Source organism: Halomonas sp. McH1-25, from assembly GCF_022348165.1.
GTDB lineage: Bacteria > Pseudomonadota > Gammaproteobacteria > Pseudomonadales > Halomonadaceae > Modicisalibacter.
The window spans coordinates 290,723-310,127 of record NZ_JAKRFI010000004.1; the positions used below are offsets into that span (position 1 = coordinate 290,723).

17 protein-coding genes and 8 tRNA genes are annotated in these 19,405 nt (G+C 61.5%); 5 read left to right on the forward strand and 20 right to left on the reverse strand.

Features of this window, described 5'->3' with window-relative positions:
• From rplI to rnr, 6 genes are all read right to left on the reverse strand, one after another.
• Positions 1–447 (reverse strand): 50S ribosomal protein L9, encoded by a 447-nt coding sequence (rplI, locus tag MHM84_RS12850; RefSeq protein ID WP_239266761.1) that lies wholly within the window; start codon positions 445–447, stop codon positions 1–3.
• 15 nt (positions 448–462) lie between these two features.
• A complete protein-coding gene (locus tag MHM84_RS12855; RefSeq protein WP_239266905.1) occupies positions 463–1,314 on the reverse strand; it encodes a hypothetical protein in 852 nt (283 codons plus the stop codon).
• Between the two features lie 13 nt (positions 1,315–1,327).
• A complete protein-coding gene (gene rpsR / locus MHM84_RS12860) occupies positions 1,328–1,555 on the reverse strand; it encodes a 30S ribosomal protein S18 (RefSeq protein ID WP_019016909.1) in 228 nt (75 codons plus the stop codon).
• Between the two features lie 24 nt (positions 1,556–1,579).
• The gene (rpsF, locus tag MHM84_RS12865) at positions 1,580–1,975 is read right to left on the reverse strand and encodes a 30S ribosomal protein S6 (RefSeq protein WP_239266762.1); all 396 of its coding nucleotides are present in this window, start codon (positions 1,973–1,975) and stop codon (positions 1,580–1,582) included.
• A gap of 150 nt (positions 1,976–2,125) precedes the next feature.
• Positions 2,126–2,986 carry a 23S rRNA (guanosine(2251)-2'-O)-methyltransferase RlmB gene (gene rlmB, locus MHM84_RS12870; RefSeq protein WP_239266763.1) on the reverse strand — a complete coding sequence of 287 codons (861 nt, stop codon included), beginning with the start codon at positions 2,984–2,986 and terminating at the stop codon, positions 2,126–2,128.
• Complete coding sequence (gene rnr, locus MHM84_RS12875; RefSeq protein WP_239266764.1) at positions 2,983–5,412, reverse strand: ribonuclease R; 2,430 nt, start codon at positions 5,410–5,412, stop codon at positions 2,983–2,985. The genes rlmB and rnr overlap by 4 nt, the downstream gene beginning before the upstream one ends.
• Before the next feature lie 198 nt (positions 5,413–5,610).
• Between rnr and MHM84_RS12880 the strand changes: the two genes are divergently transcribed.
• The 3 genes from MHM84_RS12880 to MHM84_RS12890 all read left to right on the forward strand — a co-directional run bounded on the left by MHM84_RS12880 (position 5,611) and on the right by MHM84_RS12890 (position 5,974).
• Positions 5,611–5,697: transfer RNA gene (locus tag MHM84_RS12880), tRNA-Leu, on the forward strand.
• A 75-nt stretch (positions 5,698–5,772) separates the two neighbouring features.
• A tRNA-Leu gene (locus tag MHM84_RS12885) sits at positions 5,773–5,859 on the forward strand.
• Positions 5,860–5,887: 28 nt separating this feature from the next.
• Positions 5,888–5,974, forward strand: a tRNA-Leu gene (locus MHM84_RS12890).
• Between the two features lie 233 nt (positions 5,975–6,207).
• Here MHM84_RS12890 and MHM84_RS12895 read toward each other — a convergent pair.
• From MHM84_RS12895 to MHM84_RS12905, 3 genes are all read right to left on the reverse strand, one after another.
• Positions 6,208–7,062, reverse strand: a complete 855-nt coding sequence (locus MHM84_RS12895; RefSeq protein WP_239266765.1) for a DNA/RNA non-specific endonuclease — start codon at positions 7,060–7,062, stop codon at positions 6,208–6,210.
• Positions 7,063–7,146: 84 nt separating this feature from the next.
• Positions 7,147–7,422 (reverse strand): Lrp/AsnC ligand binding domain-containing protein, encoded by a 276-nt coding sequence (locus MHM84_RS12900; protein WP_239266766.1) that lies wholly within the window; start codon positions 7,420–7,422, stop codon positions 7,147–7,149.
• Positions 7,423–7,482: 60 nt separating this feature from the next.
• A complete protein-coding gene (locus MHM84_RS12905; RefSeq protein WP_239266767.1) occupies positions 7,483–7,962 on the reverse strand; it encodes a methylated-DNA--[protein]-cysteine S-methyltransferase in 480 nt (159 codons plus the stop codon).
• 224 nt (positions 7,963–8,186) lie between these two features.
• Here MHM84_RS12905 and MHM84_RS12910 point away from each other — a divergent pair, with 224 nt between their 5' ends.
• Complete coding sequence (locus MHM84_RS12910) at positions 8,187–8,501, forward strand: high-potential iron-sulfur protein (protein ID WP_239266768.1); 315 nt, start codon at positions 8,187–8,189, stop codon at positions 8,499–8,501.
• Between the two features lie 65 nt (positions 8,502–8,566).
• Here MHM84_RS12910 and MHM84_RS12915 read toward each other — a convergent pair whose 3' ends face one another.
• The 5 genes from MHM84_RS12915 to MHM84_RS12935 form a co-directional block, all read right to left on the reverse strand.
• Complete coding sequence (locus tag MHM84_RS12915) at positions 8,567–10,120, reverse strand: SpoVR family protein (protein WP_239266769.1); 1,554 nt, start codon at positions 10,118–10,120, stop codon at positions 8,567–8,569.
• 63 nt (positions 10,121–10,183) lie between these two features.
• Positions 10,184–11,467: a YeaH/YhbH family protein gene (locus tag MHM84_RS12920; protein ID WP_239266770.1), complete on the reverse strand. Its 1,284-nt coding sequence runs from the start codon at positions 11,465–11,467 to the stop codon at positions 10,184–10,186.
• Between the two features lie 86 nt (positions 11,468–11,553).
• Positions 11,554–13,476: a PrkA family serine protein kinase gene (locus MHM84_RS12925; protein WP_239266771.1), complete on the reverse strand. Its 1,923-nt coding sequence runs from the start codon at positions 13,474–13,476 to the stop codon at positions 11,554–11,556.
• Positions 13,477–13,692: 216 nt separating this feature from the next.
• Positions 13,693–14,742, reverse strand: coding sequence for a low specificity L-threonine aldolase (locus MHM84_RS12930; RefSeq protein WP_239266772.1), 1,050 nt, complete (start codon positions 14,740–14,742; stop codon positions 13,693–13,695).
• A gap of 158 nt (positions 14,743–14,900) precedes the next feature.
• Entirely contained in the window at positions 14,901–16,913 is a 2,013-nt protein-coding gene (locus MHM84_RS12935; protein ID WP_239266773.1) for an NADPH-dependent 2,4-dienoyl-CoA reductase, read from the reverse strand.
• 109 nt (positions 16,914–17,022) lie between these two features.
• On the opposite strand from MHM84_RS12935, the gene MHM84_RS12940 reads away from it, so the two are divergent.
• Positions 17,023–17,937 (forward strand): alpha/beta fold hydrolase, encoded by a 915-nt coding sequence (locus MHM84_RS12940; protein WP_239266774.1) that lies wholly within the window; start codon positions 17,023–17,025, stop codon positions 17,935–17,937.
• Positions 17,938–17,985: 48 nt separating this feature from the next.
• Here the strand turns inward: MHM84_RS12940 and MHM84_RS12945 are convergent.
• From MHM84_RS12945 to MHM84_RS12970, 6 genes are all read right to left on the reverse strand, one after another.
• Positions 17,986–18,062, reverse strand: a tRNA-Asp gene (locus MHM84_RS12945).
• Positions 18,063–18,065: 3 nt separating this feature from the next.
• A tRNA-Val gene (locus tag MHM84_RS12950) sits at positions 18,066–18,142 on the reverse strand.
• 31 nt (positions 18,143–18,173) lie between these two features.
• Positions 18,174–18,250: transfer RNA gene (locus MHM84_RS12955), tRNA-Asp, on the reverse strand.
• An 80-nt stretch (positions 18,251–18,330) separates the two neighbouring features.
• Positions 18,331–18,407: transfer RNA gene (locus MHM84_RS12960), tRNA-Asp, on the reverse strand.
• Positions 18,408–18,451: 44 nt separating this feature from the next.
• A tRNA-Val gene (locus MHM84_RS12965) sits at positions 18,452–18,527 on the reverse strand.
• An 88-nt stretch (positions 18,528–18,615) separates the two neighbouring features.
• Complete coding sequence (locus MHM84_RS12970) at positions 18,616–19,338, reverse strand: alpha/beta family hydrolase (RefSeq protein WP_239266775.1); 723 nt, start codon at positions 19,336–19,338, stop codon at positions 18,616–18,618.
• Positions 19,339–19,405: the final 67 nt, after the last annotated feature.

The following is a 19,405-nucleotide window of genomic DNA, read 5'->3' on the forward strand; positions in this document are numbered from 1 at the left end:
TTATTCGGCCACGACCACGATACGGATGGTAGCGTCGACTTCCGCATGCAAGCGCAGTTGGATATCGTATTCGCCAGTTGCGCGGATCGGCCCTTCGGGCATGCGAACTTCGCTTTTGGCCACGTCGATGCCGGCCTGGGCAAGGGCGTCGGCCAGGTCACGCGGACCGATGGAGCCGAACAGCTTGCCTTCGTCGCCGGCCTTGGCCACCAACGACAGTTCGATGTCGTTGAGCTGTTCGGCACGGGCTTCGGCTTCGCTCTTGCGCTCGTTGGCCTGAGCTTCGAGCTCGGCGCGCTGCGCTTCGAAGGCTTCCACGTTTTCTTTGGTTGCCGGCACGGCCAGGCCGTAGGGAACCAGGTAGTTACGGCCATAACCGGGCTTGACGGTGACCTTGTCACCCAGACCACCCAGCTTGCCGATATTGTCGAGCAGAATGACTTCCATCTCGTTAACCTCTTGTCATTGGCTGCGGGCCAATCGGCCGCGGAAATCCGCAAAGGTATCGATGAAACCCAGCAGCAGCACAATCAGAATCATGGGCCAGGTGGTCAACAGCAACACATAGAATGCCGCCAACCACAGCCCGTTCATCCCCTTGAGACCAATCAACCCGTGTATCAGCGCAACGCCACTCACTAGCAGCGGAACCCAGGCAAGCATGGTCAGCGCAGGTAGCGCAAAGACCATGCCCAGTACGACCAGCACGACCAGAGCGATGAGTTCCCGACCCGATAGACGCAGGGCATGAAACTCGGTCCGGAAGCCGCCGGGATTGTACAATCCGGCCTGCCAGCTACGCGCCAGCGCCAGACAGGCCACCGAGGCCAGCATGACGATCAATCCGGTTACCCCGCCGATCAGCAGGGTGGCCAGTCGCTCGGTCGCCACGCCCTGTTCGGTGAGATCGGCGAGCATGCGCTCGATCTCGGGCGACGACTGGCGCAACTGATCGAGTAACGGCCCCGCCCCACCGGGAGGCAGGAAGATGCCCAACTGAACCATCACTGCCCCGACCAGGGCGCCGACGATCAGTGTCTCGCTCCAGCGCATGCGCGAACGCAGCACGGTCGCCATCAGCGTTACCAGCAGCAGGCTGGCCAGCGGAATCGTGTCGCCCTGCACCCACCACCAGCCGGAGGGAAGTGCAGCGGCGACGACCACCGGCATAGCCGGCCCCAGGCCGCGCCGTAGGGTCACCAGAGCGGCCACTGCGGCGCTGAACCAGAACAGCCAGGGAATCACGGCGGCAAGGGCAGCGGCACCCGCAGCCTGCGGTGTGCCGCGCATCACCCAGCGAGCCAGAGGCAGCATCACGCGATACGACTTACTGGTGGCTGTCGGTGTAGGGCAGCAACGCCAGATAGCGAGCGCGCTTGATGGCAGTGGCGAGCTGGCGCTGGTAGCGCGCTCGTGTGCCAGTGATGCGGCTCGGGACGATCTTGCCGGTCTCGGTGATGTACGCCTTGAGGGTATCGATATCCTTGTAATCGATATACTTCACGCCTTCGGCGGTGAAGCGGCAGAACTTGCGGCGACGGAAAAAGCGTGCCATGGATTATCCTCCTGGGTGTGCGAGTTAGCTGGCTTCGGCGGTTTCGGAGCGCTCGGAACGCGGACGCTCGGGGCGGTCTTCACGACGCGGACGCTTGTCGTCAGCCTGCTTCATCATCGGAGAAGCTTCGGTGACGGCTTCCTTGCAGCGCACGACCAGGCTACGGATGATGGCATCGTTGAAGCGGAAGATGTTCTCGATTTCTTCGAGAGTCTCGCCGCGGCATTCGATGTTCATCAGTACGTAGTGGGCCTTGTGGATCTTGTTGATCGGGTAAGCCAGGTGACGACGGCCCCAATCCTCGAGACGATGCACGGTGCCACCGTTTTCGGTGACGATGCCGGTATAACGCTCGACCATAGCCGGCACTTGCTCGCTCTGATCCGGGTGGACCATGAACACGATTTCGTAATGACGCATGATGTCTCCTTACGGTTTGACAGCTTCCGGATGGCGAAAAATTCACCACGGGGAAGCAAGGAGTCGTGATTTACTGGGTGAGGGTGTTCGAAGAACCGCACAATTGTAGTGATCGCGCCCCGTGCTTGCAAGAAATGCCGGGCGGGAGACTCATTCCACCGTGGCAGGCCGTGCCAGGCCGCGCTGCCGCACGATCTCGTAGAGACAGATACCGGTGGCCACGGACACGTTGAGGCTCGACACGCTGCCGGCCATGGGCAGCTTGACCAGACCGTCGCAGGCCTCGCGCGTCAGACGACGCATACCTTTGCCCTCCGCGCCCATGACCAGTGCACAGGCGCCGGTGAAATCGGCTTCGAACAGGCCGGCCTCGGCTTCGCCTGCAGTGCCGGTGATCCACACCCCGGCGTCCTTGAGACGCTGCATGGCGCGGGCCAGGTTGGTGACCTGATAGACGGGCACGCTCTCGGCGGCCCCGCAGGCCACCTTGCGTACCGTCGCGTTGAGCGGGGCAGCCTTGTCCTTGGGAACGATGACGCCATGGGCGCCGGCAGCATCGGCACTACGCAGACAGGCACCGAAATTGTGCACGTCCGTCACGCCGTCCAGCACCAGCAGAAGCGGCGGCTCGGACTGCTGCCAGGCACCCAGACGCAGCATTAGCGCCTCTTCACTCTGTACGGTCAGCGGCGGACAAAACGCAATGACGCCTTGGTGCGCAGCCTCCCCCGCCAGCTCGTCGAGCACCTCGCGCGGCTGCATCACCAGGTGAGCCCCGGCATCGCGAGCCTCGGCGACCAGCTCCTCCAGACGCGAACCGGCCTGGCCTTCCTGGATCCATAGCTCACGCGGAGCTTCGCCCCGTGCCAACAAGGCACGCACGGCATGCACACCGAATACGCTATCCAGCCCGCCCGGCACGCTGACCGAGGATGACCGTCGAGTCGAATTCGACTTGCCGCGCCCGGCCGGAGACTTATGACGCGGTCGCGCGGCGCCATTGCGACTCATGAACGCTCCCCGCCCGGCTTTCCGCTACGCCGAGACTTGTTGTTGTCGCCACTCTGATCACGCTCCTTACGGCCGGGTCTGGGGCGACGGCGGCGTGGGCGCTTTGCCCCCTTGTCATTCTTGTCGCTGCGATCCCCCTCGGCATTGGCCTTGGGCTTGCGCGGCTGGCGCTGTTTGCGCGGCATGTCGCCGACCAGTTCGAAATCGATCTTGCGCTCGTCGAGATCGACCCGTGCGACCTGCACCGTCACTCCATCGCCCAGGCGGTAGGAAATGCCGCCGCGCTCGCCCTTGAGGCGGTGCTTCTCGGCCTCGTAGTGATAGTAATCGGAAGGCAGGGAGGTGACATGCACCAAGCCTTCCACATAGACCTCGTCGAGGCGCACGAAAATGCCGAACTGAGTGACCGAGGCGATGGTACCTTCGAAGACCTCACCGACCTTGTCGGACATGAACTCGCACTTGAGCCAGTCAGTCACGTCACGGGTAGCGTCATCGGCGCGCCGCTCGGTCATCGAGCAGTGCTCGCCGAGCTCGACCATCTGCTCGAAGGTGTACGGGCACCACTTGCTCGGTTTCTCCACCGGCGCACCCTCGGCACGCTGTACGGTTGAGGTTTGCCGAGGCCCACGGATCACCGAGCGAATGGCACGGTGTACCAGCAGGTCGGGGTAGCGGCGAATCGGCGAGGTGAAGTGCGCATAGGCCGGATAGGCCAGCCCGAAGTGCCCCTCGTTATGCGGCGAATAGACTGCCTGACTCATCGAGCGCAGCATTACCGTCTGGATGATGTCGGCATCGGGGCGATCCTTGATCACTTCGCGTAACTGCTGATAATCCTGCGGGGTCGGATCGTCGCCGCCGCCCAGCGTCAGCCCCAACTCGTTGAGGAACAGACGCAGCTTGTCGAGGCGTTCGGGTGCAGGCGGTTCGTGGATACGGTACAGCGCCGGCAGATCGTGCTTGTCGAGGAAACGCGCAGTCGCCACGTTGGCGGCCAGCATGCACTCCTCGATCAGCTTGTGGGCATCGTTGCGCGACCGCGGCACGATGGTCTCGATCTTGCGTTCGCTATTGAACAGTATCTGGGTTTCGGTGGTCTCGAAATCGATCGCGCCGCGCTCCCCGCGGGAAAGGCGCAACAGCTTGTAAAGCTCGTGCAGGTTTTTAAGCGACGGCACCAGCGACTCGTAACGCTGGCAGAGCTCCTGCCCTTCCGGGCTATCCGGCGACTCCAGCATTTCGCCGACCTGGGTGTAGGTCAGGCGCGCATGCGAGCGTATTACCGCCTCGTAGAACTTGTAGCGGCTGATGGCCCCGGACTTGGAGATGTTCATCTCGCAAACCAGCGTCAGGCGGTCGACCTCGGGATTGAGCGAACACAGGCCATTGGAGAGCAGCTCGGGCAGCATCGGCACGACCTGTCCCGGAAAATACACCGAGTTGCCGCGGACATGCGCCTCTTCGTCCAGGGCCGTGCCCGGACGCACGTAATGCGAGACGTCGGCGATCGCTACGATCAGCTTCCAACTGCCCGAGCGCGTCTTCCAGGCGCAGACCGCATCGTCGAAGTCCTTGGCGTCCTCACCATCGATGGTGACCAGCGGAAAATCGCGCAGATCGATACGATGCCGCTTGTCGGCTTCGACGACCTCCGCCGACATACCGGCGATTTCGGCTTCGACCTCGGGCGGAAACTCGGCGGGAATGTCATGGCTGCGAATGGCGATGTCGATCTCCATCCCCGGATCCATGCGTTCGCCCAGCACTTCCACCACCTCGCCGGTGGGTTGGATGCGAGTTTCGGGCTGCTGGGTGATGCGTACCGAGACGATCTGCCCGTCACGGGCCCCACCAGTGGCACTGTTGGGAATGATGATTTCCTGGGCGATACGCGAGTTCTCGGGAATCAACAGGCCGAACTCGCTGGAACGCTCGCGGTAGATGCCGACAAGGGTCTGCGTATTGCGGGCCAGCACCTCGACGATGGTGGCCTCGTCGCGCCCACGGCGATCGCGTCCACTGACGCGCACCAGCACATGATCGCCATGGAAGACCCGACGCATTTGCCGAGGCGGAATCACCAGGTCAGGTTTTTTGCCGTCGTCGCGGATCAGAAAACCGATCCCGTCGCGGTGACCGAGTACCCGCCCCTTGATCAGATCGAGCTTGTCGATCAGCGCATAGGCACCGCGCCGGTTACGCAGCACCTGGCCGTCGCGCTCCATGGCTGCCAGGCGACGGCGCACCGCCTCCATCTGGTCCTCGTCATCCAGGCCCAGCATACGGCTCATGTTTTCGTGAGTGATGGGCTTGCCATACTCCTCGAGCCGTTCGAGCAGGTACTCCCGGCTGGGCACCGGCTTGTCGTACTTGTGAGCTTCACGTTCCGCATTCGGATCGTCGCTTAACGTCCAATGGTTCATCGTTGTCGTGCTTCCTTGTAGATAGAATGGGCGAGCGGCAGCGGGCGTGGGGCGAATTGAGGGCAGTAAATCATGCCTGCAGTATAACCCCCTGTGCATAACGACCCAACCATGGGCATCCCGTGCCGATTTTTCTTCTACCCATACCGCTTGCCCTCTTGCAATCCCACGCAAAATCGGTAAGATGCGTGGCCACTTGCCCAGATGGCGGAATTGGTAGACGCGCTAGCTTCAGGTGCTAGTGTCCTTACGGACGTGGAGGTTCAAGTCCTCTTCTGGGCACCAAATCGATGCTTCTACGGTATTACGTGAAGCGTCGGGGCGAAAGCCCCACCCTGGCACAGCCAGATTCTCATGTTCGCCCAGGTGGCGGAATTGGTAGACGCGCTAGCTTCAGGTGCTAGTGTCCTTACGGACGTGGAGGTTCAAGTCCTCTCCTGGGCACCACGCGAACATGAGCCTATGACGATGATGCGCCCAGGTGGCGGAATTGGTAGACGCGCTAGCTTCAGGTGCTAGTGTCCTTACGGACGTGGAGGTTCAAGTCCTCTCCTGGGCACCATTCTCGCATCATCTCTACTGCACGGTTTCCCGCATGCGCCAGGCGACGCAATTGTTGGACGCGTTAGTTTCAGGTAGCAGCCCCCCATTGTCGTAAAGCTTCGAGTCCTTTTCTGGACACCACGCTTCGGTTGTCTTTAGCCCTTCCCGCTTTATCCACACGCGCCGATGTCGCACGTCAGCTTGACGACAACCTCGCTTTTTACGGCTTGCTTTTTCGTCTCCAACTGCGCCTCAATAACGCGACGGCAACCTAGCCACCTTGTCCAGCGCCCATCCTTCGGAGCGAATGCTTCCCTCGAGTACGTTCTCGACGTTATCGGGTAGCAAGGGGAAGAAATCCAGCCCGGTACGCGCCTCGATTTCGTCGATGCTGACCAGGAAACGATCCAAGGGTTCGTTGCCCTGGACCGTCTGCGGCATCAGGAAGGCCAGTGCCTTGGGCCGTTCACCCGGAACCACCACGATCTTGTAGAACGCCTGGGGCACTTCGACCAGACCGACCCGGTTGAAAACGTTGGCGAGGAAGTCCGTTGAAAAGACCGGCCCGGTGATCACCTGCACCGCACCGAAGCGCGGCACGAAGTGATCGATCACCACCTCCTCGAGACGCTGCCAGAGCCGCCGGTTGAGGTCGGGCCGTTGCGGCGAGACGTTCGACATCAGGAAGGTGTCGCGCTGCGCTTCGGCACCATGCACCCGGGCAATCGCATAGTTCGGCGCCAAATGGCCACGATCGTAACCGCTGCCGAAATAGCTGTCGGGCATGACCGGCCATAGCGTTCGCCAATCCCGGCGGAAATCGGGCCGTGAACCGATTCTTGCATCATCGACGCGATGCAGGCGATAGCTGACCCATAATGGATTGACGCGCACATCGGACCAACCGATCAGCACGCCTTCATTGCGCAAGACGCGGTGAAAATTGGTCAGCCCGGGCTCGTCCCAGGTGGTTACCCCCATCCAGCTCAGGCGATCCCTGACATCCTGCTCCTGCCAGTACCACAAGCCGCTGGCGACCATCACGAACAGTAGGGAAACGCCCAGATTGCGCACTTGGCGCCGGACGAACGGCAAGGAAGATATCATGCGTGCAGGACTATCCAAGAGCGACGTTAACCTGACCGGCAATGGCCCGGGCAGGCAAGGAAAAGCGGCAAACGCTTGGCCGGGTCAGAGCCCGACACTGAACATGGTTTCCAGGTCATGGCGGGAATGGACCTGCATGGCATTGAGCGTCTCGGTGTCGCGTATCCCTTCGACCTTCATGAGGCGGACGGTAACTAGCTCCGCCAGCGACTCGAAATCACGAGTGCGGGCAATGGCCACAAGGTCATAGCGACCGCAGGTCGAATAGACTTCACTGATCCCGTCCACCTCAGCCAGGCGCTGGGCGACGGCCTGGATCTGGCCTTTTTCGGCATTGATCAGAATCACGGCGTTCTGCATCGTTCGACTCCTGAGCTGACGTGGCGGCCAGTATATCAGCCCTGGCCGGTACAGAGCATGTCACTGCAGGGCGGCAGCGCCACTTTCCATGTCGAGCAGCCGTTGCTTGAGGACTCCCCCGCCGCTGTAGCTGCCGATTCCCCGGGCAGCGACCAGCCGATGGCAAGGGATCAAGATCGGTAGCGGGTTGGCGGCGCTGGCACTGCTCACGGCAATCACAGGCTTGCCCTGTCCCAGGCGCTGGGCCAGCTCGCCATACGTTCGCGTCTGCCCATAGGGAATGCGCATCACTGCCGCCCAGACTTCTCGCTGGGCTTCACTCCCCTCGGGCGCCACGTCGACATTGAAGCTGCGGCGGCGCCCAGCCAGGTAAGCCAGCACTTCCTCGCGCGCCTCCGCCAACGAGTCGTCATCGCGTTGCCACTGGTCCCTCTCGACCAACGGCGACTTTTCATCGAGAAAACACAGGCGCCGCAGGCCGCGCTTGTCACCTGCCAGCAGCAGCTCGCCCAGCGGACTCGAGAAAATCGTGTAATGCATGCCATCTCCTTGCTTTCCCGACCGATAACACCGCGACGGATTGCCACACAGCAAACGGGGCCATAGTGGACAAGGCCCCGCTTACACTAGGATAGAAGAGTCGGAGGGTAGCGCACTTCGACCGGTCGCTACAGGCATCGCTCCGCAGCGACACGCAGATAGAGACGGAAAACCGTCCATACATACCCGTGATCGGCATAACTACCACAACTCAAGGAGACACCATGGCCAAGCAAAGTCGTCGCGACTTCATACGACACAGCCTACTGGGGCTCGCCGCCCTGCCACTGGGTGCCGGCATTCTCTCCCAACGCGTCTTGGCGCAGGAGCTTCCCCCTCTCGATCCGGAGAACCCCCAGGCCAAGGCGCTCAACTATGTCACTGACGCCCAGCAGGCCAGTGATCATCCGGCGTTCTCGCCAGGCGAGCACTGCGCCAATTGCATGTTCTTCAAGGAAGCCAACGACGGGTGCCAACTGTTCCCGCAACACAGCGTGGCGCCCGAGGGCTGGTGCCAGTCCTGGACCAAGCAGCCCTGATCGGCTGACTTGAAACCCAACGCAAAGCGCCGGCAGATGCCGGCGCTTTGCGTTGCAAGCTCTGTTCAGCCTCGCTCACCGTCATGCTCGGGTAGCGGCCATTGATAGCGCCGCACGATCTCTTCGCCTTCCTGCGACTCCAATCTCACCGGAAAGCCCCATAGCTGATGCAAGTGACGCATGACCGGATAAACGCTCTTGGCCAGCGGCCGCCGCCGGTCCTGTACGTGGCGCAGGATCAATGATCGATCGCCGCGAATATTGGCTTCCCAGACCTGAATGTTGGGCTCGCGTACCGATAGGGCGTACTGTGTCGACAGCGCCTCGCGAATCCGCTGGTAGCCGCGTTCATCGTGAATCGCCTCGATGGTCAGCATCTCGTCGCGGTCGTCATCGACCAGTGAGAATAGCTTGAGGTCACGCATCACCTTGGGCGACAGGAATTGCTGAATGAAGGATTCGTCCTTGAAGTTACGCATTGCGAAATGCAGCGTCTCGAGCCAGTCGCTGCCCGCCATGTCGGGGAACCACTGTCGATCCTCGTCGGTCGGCTCCTGGCAGATACGCTTGATGTCGCTGAACATGGCAAACCCCAACGCATAGGGATTGATGCCGTTGTAGTAGGGGCTATCGAACTCCGGCTGGTTGACCACGGCCGTATGGGACTGCAGAAACTCCAGCATCAAGCCCTCGTCGACCAGCCCCTCATCGTACATACGATGCATCAGCGTGTAGTGCCAGAACGTGGCCCAACCTTCGTTCATCACCTGGGTCTGGCGCTGAGGATAAAAATACTGCGCCAGTTTGCGGACGATGCGGACGATTTCACGCTGCCAAGGTGCCAATAGCGGCGCATTCTTTTCGATGAAGTAGAGCAGGTTCTCCTGAGGCTCGGCCGGATAGCGCCCTTGCTGATGGAGGCCCAACGGATCCTCCTCGTCATCGTCCCCCAGCGCCTCGCTATGCTCCTGTGGAGTGGGAATGGTTCGCCATAGCAGGTTGATCTGAGATTGCAGATAGGCCTCGCGCTCGACCTGCCGCCTCGCCTCTTCCTCCGCCGAAATCGGCGAGGGCCGCTTGTAGCGATCGACCCCATAGTTCTGCAGGGCATGACAGGCATCGAGCAACTGCTCGACGGCTGTGACCCCATGCCGCTCTTCGCATTCGGAGACGTATTTCCGGGCGAAGACCAGATAGTCGACGATGGCCGACGCATCGGTCCAGGTGCGGAACAGATAGTTGCCTTTGAAGAAGGAGTTATGGCCATAACAGGCATGCGCCATGACCAGAACCTGCATCATCAGCGTATTCTCTTCCATGAGATAAGCGATGCACGGATCGGAATTGATCACCAATTCGTAAGCCAGCCCCATCTGTCCACGCCGATAAGCCTGCTCGACGGCCATGAACTGCTTGCCGAACGACCAGTGATGGTAACCCACCGGCATCCCCACGCTGGCATAGGCATCCATCATTTGCTCGGAAGTGATGATCTCGATCTGGTTGGGATAGGTGTCCAGCCGGTACTCGTCGGCCAACCGAGCGATCTCGCGCTCATAGTCGGTGATGATCTCGAAGTTCCAATCGGAGCCGGTAGCAATCGGGGTACGCTTGGTCATGCTGTCTCCTTTCGGGCCGGACCGGCACACTCAGCGCCCGCCAGGGCCCGTTCATGCCAGAGCTCACTGTTTGACGCGACGCCGAAACAGCTCGCGAAAGACCGGATAGATATCCCCCGCCTCGACGATCTGCCGCATGGCGAAACGCTCGGGGAATTCGGCCTGGACGCTCTCATACTCTTCCCACAGTGCCTGGTGCGCGTGGGGCGTGATTTCGACGTAAGTGTAGTACTGCAACCGCGGCATCAACGACTGGGCCAGCAGCTTGCGGCAGGTGGTTGAATCGTCATCCCAGTTGTCGCCGTCGGAGGCCTGCGCAACGTATAGATTCCACTGTGCCGCGGGATAACGGTCCTGCACGATTTCGTCGACCAGCGATAGCGCGCTGGAAACGATGGTGCCGCCGGTTTCGCGAGAATAGAAGAACTCCTCCTCGTCGACTTCCTTGGCCGCCGTGTGGTGACGCACGAAGACCAGCTCCACTTTTTCGTAGTTGCGCTCCAGGAACAGATACAGCAGCAGGAAGAAACGCTTGGCGATGTCCTTGTGCGACTGCGTCATCGATCCCGACACGTCCATGACGCAGAACATCACCGCCTTGTTGGAAGGCTGCGGCTGGTTGACGAGATTGTTGTAACGCAGGTCGTAGGTATCGATGAAGGGAACGGACTCGAGACGTTTCTCTAGCCGTTCGACCTCCGCCTTCAATTCGGCAATACGCGCAGGATTGCGCAGCACCGGGTCCTTGCGTTCCTCGGCTTCGAGGGCTTCCATCGCCTCGCGCAGGGCACGCCGGATCGGCGCGCGCATGGCGATTCGCCGTGCCTGGGCCTCGCGCATCGAACGCACGATGTTCATGCGTGCCGGCACGCCCTCCCGGGAAATACCGGCACGTACCGGACGCACCTCCTCGACATCGACCAGCTGCTTGCGCTCCAGGTGCGGCAGCTCCAAGCCGTCGAACACGAAATCGAGAAACTCCTCGCGAGTCAGCGAGAAGGCGAACTCGTCGGCACCTTCGCCCTGGTTGGAGGCGCTACCCTCACCGGCACCACCGCCACCGCCTCCCCCACCGGGACGCCTGAGGCGATCCCCTTCGACGAATTCCTTGTTGCCGGGACTGACGATGGTGCGCTGTCCACCCTGGCCATGCTGGAACACCGGCTCGGAAATATCGCGCGCCGGTATCGACACCTTCTCGCCGCGCTCCATATCGGTGATCGAGCGCCGGTTGACCGCTTCCTCCACGGAACGCTTGATGTGCGTACGATAACGATCCAGAAACCGCTGCCGGTTCACCTCGCTCTTGTGGCGGGCATTCAGACGACGGTCGATGAAATAACTCATGTCTAGCACCTCCCCTGCGCAGGATGCGCCGCGGGACGCGGAGCGGCCATGAAGGCCCGCTCCGCCCTGATCCGGCCCCAGCTCGCTTACTGGGACTTGCGAACGCGCAGATACCACTCGGAAAGCAGACGGACCTGCTTTTCGGTATATCCGCGATCAACCATTCGCGCCACGAAATCCTCGTGCTTGCGCTGATCGTTGGCAGAGGCCTTGGCATTGAACGAAATGACCGGCAACAGCTCCTCGGTATTGGCGAACATCTTCTTCTCGATGACGCCCTTGAGTTTCTCGTAGGACTGCCAGCTGGGATTCATGCCGTTGTTTTGCGCCCGGGCCCGCAGCACGAAGTTGACTACCTCGTGCCGGAAGTCCTTGGGATTGGAGATACCCGCCGGCTTCTCGATCTTTTCCAGCTCCTCATTGAGCGACTGGCGATTGAACAGCTCGCCGGTCTCGGGGTCGCGATACTCCTGATCCTGAATCCAGAAATCGGCATAGGTGACGTAACGGTCGAAGATATTCTGACCGTACTCGCTGTACGACTCGAGATAGGCGGTCTGGATCTCCTTGCCGATGAAGTCGACATAGCGCGGCGCCAGGAATTCCTTGATGAAACGCAGGTAGCGATCATGGACTTCCTTGGGCAATTGCTCCTGCTCGAGCCGTTGTTCGAGAACGTAGAGCAGATGCACCGGATTGGCGGCGATTTCGTGAGTGTCGAAGTTGAATACCTTGGACAGGATCTTGAAGGCAAAGCGTGTGGACAATCCATCCATGCCTTCGTCGACCCCAGCGGCGTCGCGATATTCCTGAATCGACTTGGCCTTGGGATCGGTATCCTTGAGGTTCTCGCCGTCATAGACGCGCATCTTGGAATAGATACTCGAGTTCTCGGGCTCCTTGAGACGCGACAGGACCGAGAACTGCGCCAGCATGCGCAGCGTGTCGGGGGCGCACGGTGCCTGATCGAGCGATGAATGCTCGAGCAGTTTCTTGTAGATCTTGATCTCTTCCGAAACCCGCAGGCAGTAAGGCACCTTGACGATGTACACGCGGTCGAGGAAGGCCTCGTTGTTGCGGTTGTTGCGGAACTGCTGCCACTCGCTCTCGTTGGAGTGCGCAAGAATGATGCCGTCGAAGGGAATCGCACCCATCCCCTCGGTGGGATTGTAGTTGCCCTCCTGGGTGGCGGTCAGCAAGGGATGCAGCACCTTGATCGGTGCCTTGAACATCTCGACGAACTCCATCAGCCCCTGATTGGACTTACACAGGCCACCGGAAAAGCTGTAGGCGTCCGGGTCGTCCTGGGAATAAAGTTCGAGTTGACGAATGTCGACCTTGCCCACCAGGGAGGAAATATCCTGATTGTTCTCATCGCCCGGCTCGGTCTTGGACACGGCGATCTGATTGAGACGCGACGGATACAGCTTGACCACACGGAACTCGGAAATGTCGCCACCGTACTCCTTGAGGCGCTTGGCCGCCCATGGCGACATGACGCTCTTCAAATAACGCTGCGGAATCCCGTATTCCTTCTCGAGTAGCTCGCCGTCTTCCTCGGGCGAAAACAGGCCCAGCGGCGATTCATAGACGGGTGAGCCCTTGATGGCATAGAACGGTATCCGCTCCATCAACAGCTTGAGTCGCTCGGCCAGAGACGACTTGCCGCCCCCGACCGGTCCCAACAGATAGAGGATCTGTTTGCGTTCCTCGAGCCCCTGAGCGGCATGCCGGAAATACGCCACGATCTGCTCGATGGCCTCTTCCATGCCGTAGAACTCGGAAAAGGCCGGATAACGACGGATGACCTTGTTGGTGAAAATACGGGACAGACGCGGGTCCTTGGCGGTGTCGATCACCTCGGGCTCGCCAATGGCCTTCAACATGCGTTCAGGTGCCGAAGCGTAGGCAGCGGGATCCGAACGGCACAACTCCAGGTACTCCTGAAGACTCATTTCTTCCTGCTGAACCTTCTCATATCGGTTCTGCACGTGATCGAAGATACTCATTGAGGCCTCCTTGGATCGCGACCCCCGGTCGCAAGACAAACAGTCTGGGGTTTCCGGGCTGGCGTATTTATCAGCGTAGACGGATAAATCGTCAGAAGGGGGAGTGCTAACCGCGAGCATTCAACGCAACCCCATGACGCCCTCGTCTAAAGCTAAGAGCGCCGGGCGTCGCGATGGTTCGCCATGGCAAATAAGGAAGTTATGTAACGAAACGATTTAAACGGCGTCGAGAGCCTGACGAATGTCCGCCAGCAGGGTATCCAATAGCTCGAGCGTAGTGTTCCAGGCGCAGACGAAACGCGCCCCTCCGGCACCAATGAAGGTATAGAAGGTCCAGCCTCGTTCGCGCAACTGCGCCAGCACCGGCGGCGGCAATTGCACGAAGACACTGTTGGCCTGGGTGGGGAACATCAGCTCGGCACCGGGCAGGTCACGCAGCCCTTCAGCGAGGTAACGAGCCATGGCGTTGGCGTGCTTGGCATTGCTCAGCCAAGCACCGGTTTCCAGCAGGCCCAGCCAGGGGGCGGCGATGAAGCGCATCTTGGAGGCCAACTGCCCGGCCTGCTTGCAGCGATAATCGAAGTCCTCGGCAAGTTCGCGGTTGAAGAACACCACTGCCTCGCCCATCGGCAAACCGTTCTTGGTACCGGAAAAGCACAACGCATCGACGCCGACCTGCCAGGTCAGCTCCGCCGGCGTGGCCTCCAGCGCTGCGCAGGCATTGGCAAAGCGTGCGCCGTCCATGTGCACGCGCAGGTCGTACTTATCGGCCACGGTGCGAATCGCCAGCAGCTCCTCGCGATCGTAGACGGTACCGACCTCGGTGGCCTGGGTGATCGACACGATCCTGGGCTTGGGATAATGGATATCGCTGCGCCGGGTCACCAATTGCTCGATGCCTTCGGCATTGAGCTTGCCGTGCCTTCCTGCGCTGGTGAGCAGCTTGGCGCCGTTGGAGAAAAATTCAGGCCCACCGCATTCGTCGGTCTCGATATGCGCCAGCTCGTGACAGATCACACTGTGATAGCTCTGTCCCATGGCAGCCAGGGTCAGCGAATTGGCGGCCGTACCGTTGAAGACGAAGAAGACCTCGCAGTCGTAGTCGAACAGGCGGCGGAAGCGGTCGGTTGCCCGCTGGGTCCAGCTATCGTTGCCATAGGCGAGATCGTCGCAGGCGTTGGCTTCGAGCAGATAGTCCAGGGCCTCGGGGCAGATGCCGGAAGTGTTGTCGCTGGCCAGAAAACGCGGAGAGCAATAGGGGGACATGAGGTTTCCTTTCTCTTGTTGTTCGCTGCAGCGACCGGATGCCGTCGCCGCTCCTCGGTGCGCGGCGGCGGTGGCCGCCAGCGCCGCAGGCAGGGCGCGGATCACGCACCCCAATGCAGTCTATCACCGTCTGGCGTGGACGAAAGTCGCAGCACGAATCACAGCGATGCCGCCAGACGCGTCCCCTGGTCGATGGCCCGCTTGGCATCCAGCTCCGCAGCGAGCTGCGCCCCGCCGATGACATGCACCGACACCTTGGCGTCACGCAGCGGCTCGGCCAGATCGACGACCGACTCCTGACCGGCGCAGACCACCACATGATCGACGTCCAGCACTCGCTCTTCGCCATCGATGCGCACATGCAATCCCTGATCGTCGATTTTCAGATACTCGCATCCCGCCAGCGTCTCGACACCCCGGTGACGCAACGATGCCCGATGCACCCAGCCGGTCGTGGTGCCCAGCCCCTTGCCGGGCTTCGAGGCCTTGCGTTGCAGTAGAAATATCTGGCGAGCCACCTGCGGCATGGCCGGCGCCATCAACCCTCCAGCCTGGGACACCGCCAAGTCCACCCCCCACTCGCGATACCAGGCCGACGGTTCCAGCGCCGGATGCCCGGCATGGGAAAGCAGCTCGGCCACGTCGAAGCCGATACCGCCGGCACCGATGAGAGCCACCCGCCGCCCGATACGCTCGGGATGGCGGATTGCCGTCGGGTAATCGATGACCTTGGGATGGTCGCTACCCATCAGATCGAGCCGGCGTGGGCGTACGCCGGTCGCCAGTACGACCTCGTCGAAGCCTCTCAGAGCCTCGACATCGGCCGGCGTGTTCAGACGCACCTCGACGCCATGACGATCGAGCATCACTCGGTAATAGCGCAGCGTCTCGTCGAACTCCTCCTTGCCGGGAATCCGTCGCGCATAGTTGAACTGTCCACCCAATTCGTCGCCACGCTCGAAAAGCACGACGCGGTGGCCCCGGCCGGCCGCCGTGACAGCGCAGGCCAGCCCCGCCGGACCGCCACCGACCACGGCAACGGTCTTGGGCGTTGTCGCGGCCTCGATGACCAATTCCGTCTCGTGGCAGGCGCGTGGATTGACCAGGCAGGAGGTCAACTTGCCCTGGAAGGTATGGTCGAGACAGGCCTGGTTGCAGGCAATGCAGGTATTGATCTCGTCGGCGCGCCCGGTCTCGGCCTTGCGCACCCACCCGGGATCGGCCAAAAAGGGACGCGCCATCGAGACCATGTCGGCATGGCCGTCGCCCAGCACCCGCTCGGCGACATCCGGCATATTGATGCGATTGGTGGTGATCAACGGGATCGACAGTTCGGCCTTCATGCGCCGGGTCACCTCGGTGAATGCCGCACGCGGCACGCTGGTGACGATGGTCGGTACACGCGCCTCGTGCCAGCCGATACCGGTATTGATCAGACTGGCGCCCGCCGCCTCGATGGCGCGACCCAATGCCACCACTTCATCCCAGGTACTGCCTTCTTCGACCAGATCGATCATCGACAGGCGGAAGATGATCAGAAAATCCTCGCCGAGCGCTGCCCGGATACGCCGTACGATTCCCACAGGAAAGCGAATGCGGTTGGCGAACTCGCCGCCCCAGTGGTCCTCACGTCGATTGGTGCGCCGGCAGACGAACTGATTGATCAAGTAACCTTCCGAGCCCATCACTTCGACGCCATCGTAGCCTGCCTGCTGCGCTAGCTGGGCGCAGCGCACGTAGTCGTCGATCTGCCGCTCGATCTCCTCGCCACGCAGTTCGCGCGGCACGAACGGATTGATCGGCGCCTGGAGAGCCGAGGGCGCGACCAGGTCGGGCGAGTAGGCATAACGCCCGGCATGCAGGATCTGCAGGCAGATGTGTCCGCCCTCGGCATGCACTGCCTCGGTCACCGCTCGGTGCCGGTCGGCCTCCTCGTCCGTGGTCAGCTTGGCCGCCCCTTGAAAGACCGCCCCTTCCGGGTTGGGAGCGATGCCACCGGTGACGATCAGCGCCACGCCCGCCCTGGCGCGTTCGGCGTAAAAGGCCGCCAGCCGTGCAAACCCGTTCGGGGCCTCTTCCAGATTGGTATGCATGGATCCCATGAGAATACGGTTGGGCAACGTAATGTGACCCAGCGTCAGGGGGCGGAACAGGGAGGGGTAAGCGGTCACGGTCGCCTCGCTAGCGGCTGATTCAAACAAGTGTATGATTGTATCGCCAAGTGTAGCGTAGGCACCACGAGACACAATCCCTTGAACGAATTACAGAGGGCAACCACACATGAGTGCCACTCCCGAACGCCATGAGGCCGCCCTGAACCAAGGGGCAGTCCATGTCACCCGCTTTCGCCCGACGTCGCCCTGCCGGGGCGTCGTCCTGTGCTGGCATGGCGCGATCGAATCTGGCCGCATTTTTTACAGCCGCTCCGGCAAGGGCCTGGCTCCCTGGCTGGCCAACCAGGGTTACGATGTCTTCGTTGCCGATCAGCGCGGCCGACACGAGGCACCGCCGAGGCCGGCACGCGGTGTTACTCTCGACCAGACGGATGTCATCCGTGAGGAGATCCCCGCCACGATCGAGGCATGCCTGGCCCTGGCCAATGCCCGTCGGTTGCACGTCGTCACCCACTCCTGGGGCGGCGTGCTGGTTGCCTCGAGCCTGGGACGCTATCCGCAGCTGCGCGACAGGATCATCAGCCAGGCCTATTTCGGCACGAAACGCAGCGTGCGTAGCTGGACGTGGCAGCGATTGCTGTACATCGACCTGATGTGGAAAGGCGTCGCACCGGTCGCCCGGCGGCTTTGCGGATATCTTCCGGCACGCGCCCTGCGCTGGGGAAGCGACGACGAGTATGCAGGCAGTCATCGCCAAGGAGTCGCCTGGGTGAAGGCTTCCGCGTGGATCGACGCACGCGACGGCTTCGACTATTCATCCGCACTGGCGTCCGGCGGGCTGCCTCCGACCCTGCACCTGACAGGCACCAACGATCGAGCGCTGGGGCATCCGGACGACGTGGCCCGCTTTGCCCAGGAGTGCGGTCCCCACGTCCAGCGTCTCGTCCGGCTGGGTATCTCGGCCGGCCAGACACGTGACTACGGCCACCTGGACATGCTGACGCACCCCCAGGCCGCTACCGAGGTCTACCCTCTGGTCGATGCCTGGCTCACCAGCCATGCCCGCCCAGGCGAGGCGTAAACGAAAAACCCCGAGCCATTTGGCTCGGGGTTGAAATCGTATCGATAATGGCGGACCGGACGGGACTCGAACCCGCGACCTCCGGCGTGACAGGCCGGCATTCTAACCGACTGAACTACCGGTCCGTGTGGTGGGTGGTACAGGACTCGAACCTGTGACCCCCAGCATGTGAGGCTGGTGCTCTAACCGGCTGAGCTAACCACCCAACTATCGAGGTAATACGAAACCAGACAAGATGGCGGACCGGACGGGACTCGAACCCGCGACCTCCGGCGTGACAGGCCGGCATTCTAACCGACTGAACTACCGGTCCGCGACACTGTATCGTGCCATGCGCATCGATACGGAACTTGCGACTGATTTTTGGCATTGCCAGGCAATACCGGTTGGAAATGGCGGACCGGACGGGACTCGAACCCGCGACCTCCGGCGTGACAGGCCGGCATTCTAACCGACTGAACTACCGGTCCACGATATTTCCGACTTTACGTGCACGAGCCATGCCCAAAGGCGATGGTGGGTGGTACTGGGTTCGAACCAGTGACCCCCAGCTTGTAAGGCTGGTGCTCTCCCAACTGAGCTAACCACCCTCGGTCACGTGGCGCTGCATTCTACAGGGCCACGGAGTAATGTCAACGCTTTTCCTCTGCAGCCGACAATAAGTTTTCCGTTTCGAATTCATCGGCTTGCTGCCATGAAGGCGGCCACGCCGACGGCAGCCCGGTCGATCAATTGCTGCTGGGTCAGTCCCGAGGCCTTGCGGGGTTTCCAATCGTGCTCGCCGTCCTCGAGAAACGTGACCCGTACGTTGCCCGGCAGGTCGTAGCCTTCGACCTCATCCCGCGTCCCGAAGGGGTCGCGCGTTCCCTGCAGCACCAGAACCGGACAGGCGATCCCTGGCCAGTGCGCCAGGCGTGTCCTGTCCGGCTTGCCCGGCGGATGAAAGGGATAGCCGCACAGGGCCAGGCCGGCCACGTCCTGGCGAGCGGCAACCAAGCTGGCAACCCGCCCGCCCAACGACTTGCCTCCCAGCCACAGGGGCGGCAATTCGCGATGTGACAGGATGCTGCACCACTGGATCATTTCCTCGACGAGGCGTTCGACACTTGGCGGCGGACGCCGACGATTTTCCCGACGGATTCGCTGCATATAGGCGAACTCGATCGACAACGTCTGCACGCCATTGCGCGCCAGGGATTCTCGCAAGGCCTGCATGAACTTCGAATCCTGCCCGGCCCCGGCACCGTGCGCCATGAGCAGCCGGCCTTTCTTCGCGTCACCGCGCTTTTCCAGAGGACCTATCCCTTCGATGAATAGGCGGGTATCCCGCTCGTCGAGCAGCGCATCGGTCACATCATCAAGCGTCGCTTGGCGCCAGCCATTGTGTTCGCTGTATGGCATTTTCTCCCTATGCTTTCGTCGCAACCGGTGGGTCCGGCTTACCCAGGTTGAGGTAGGCTGAGATAGA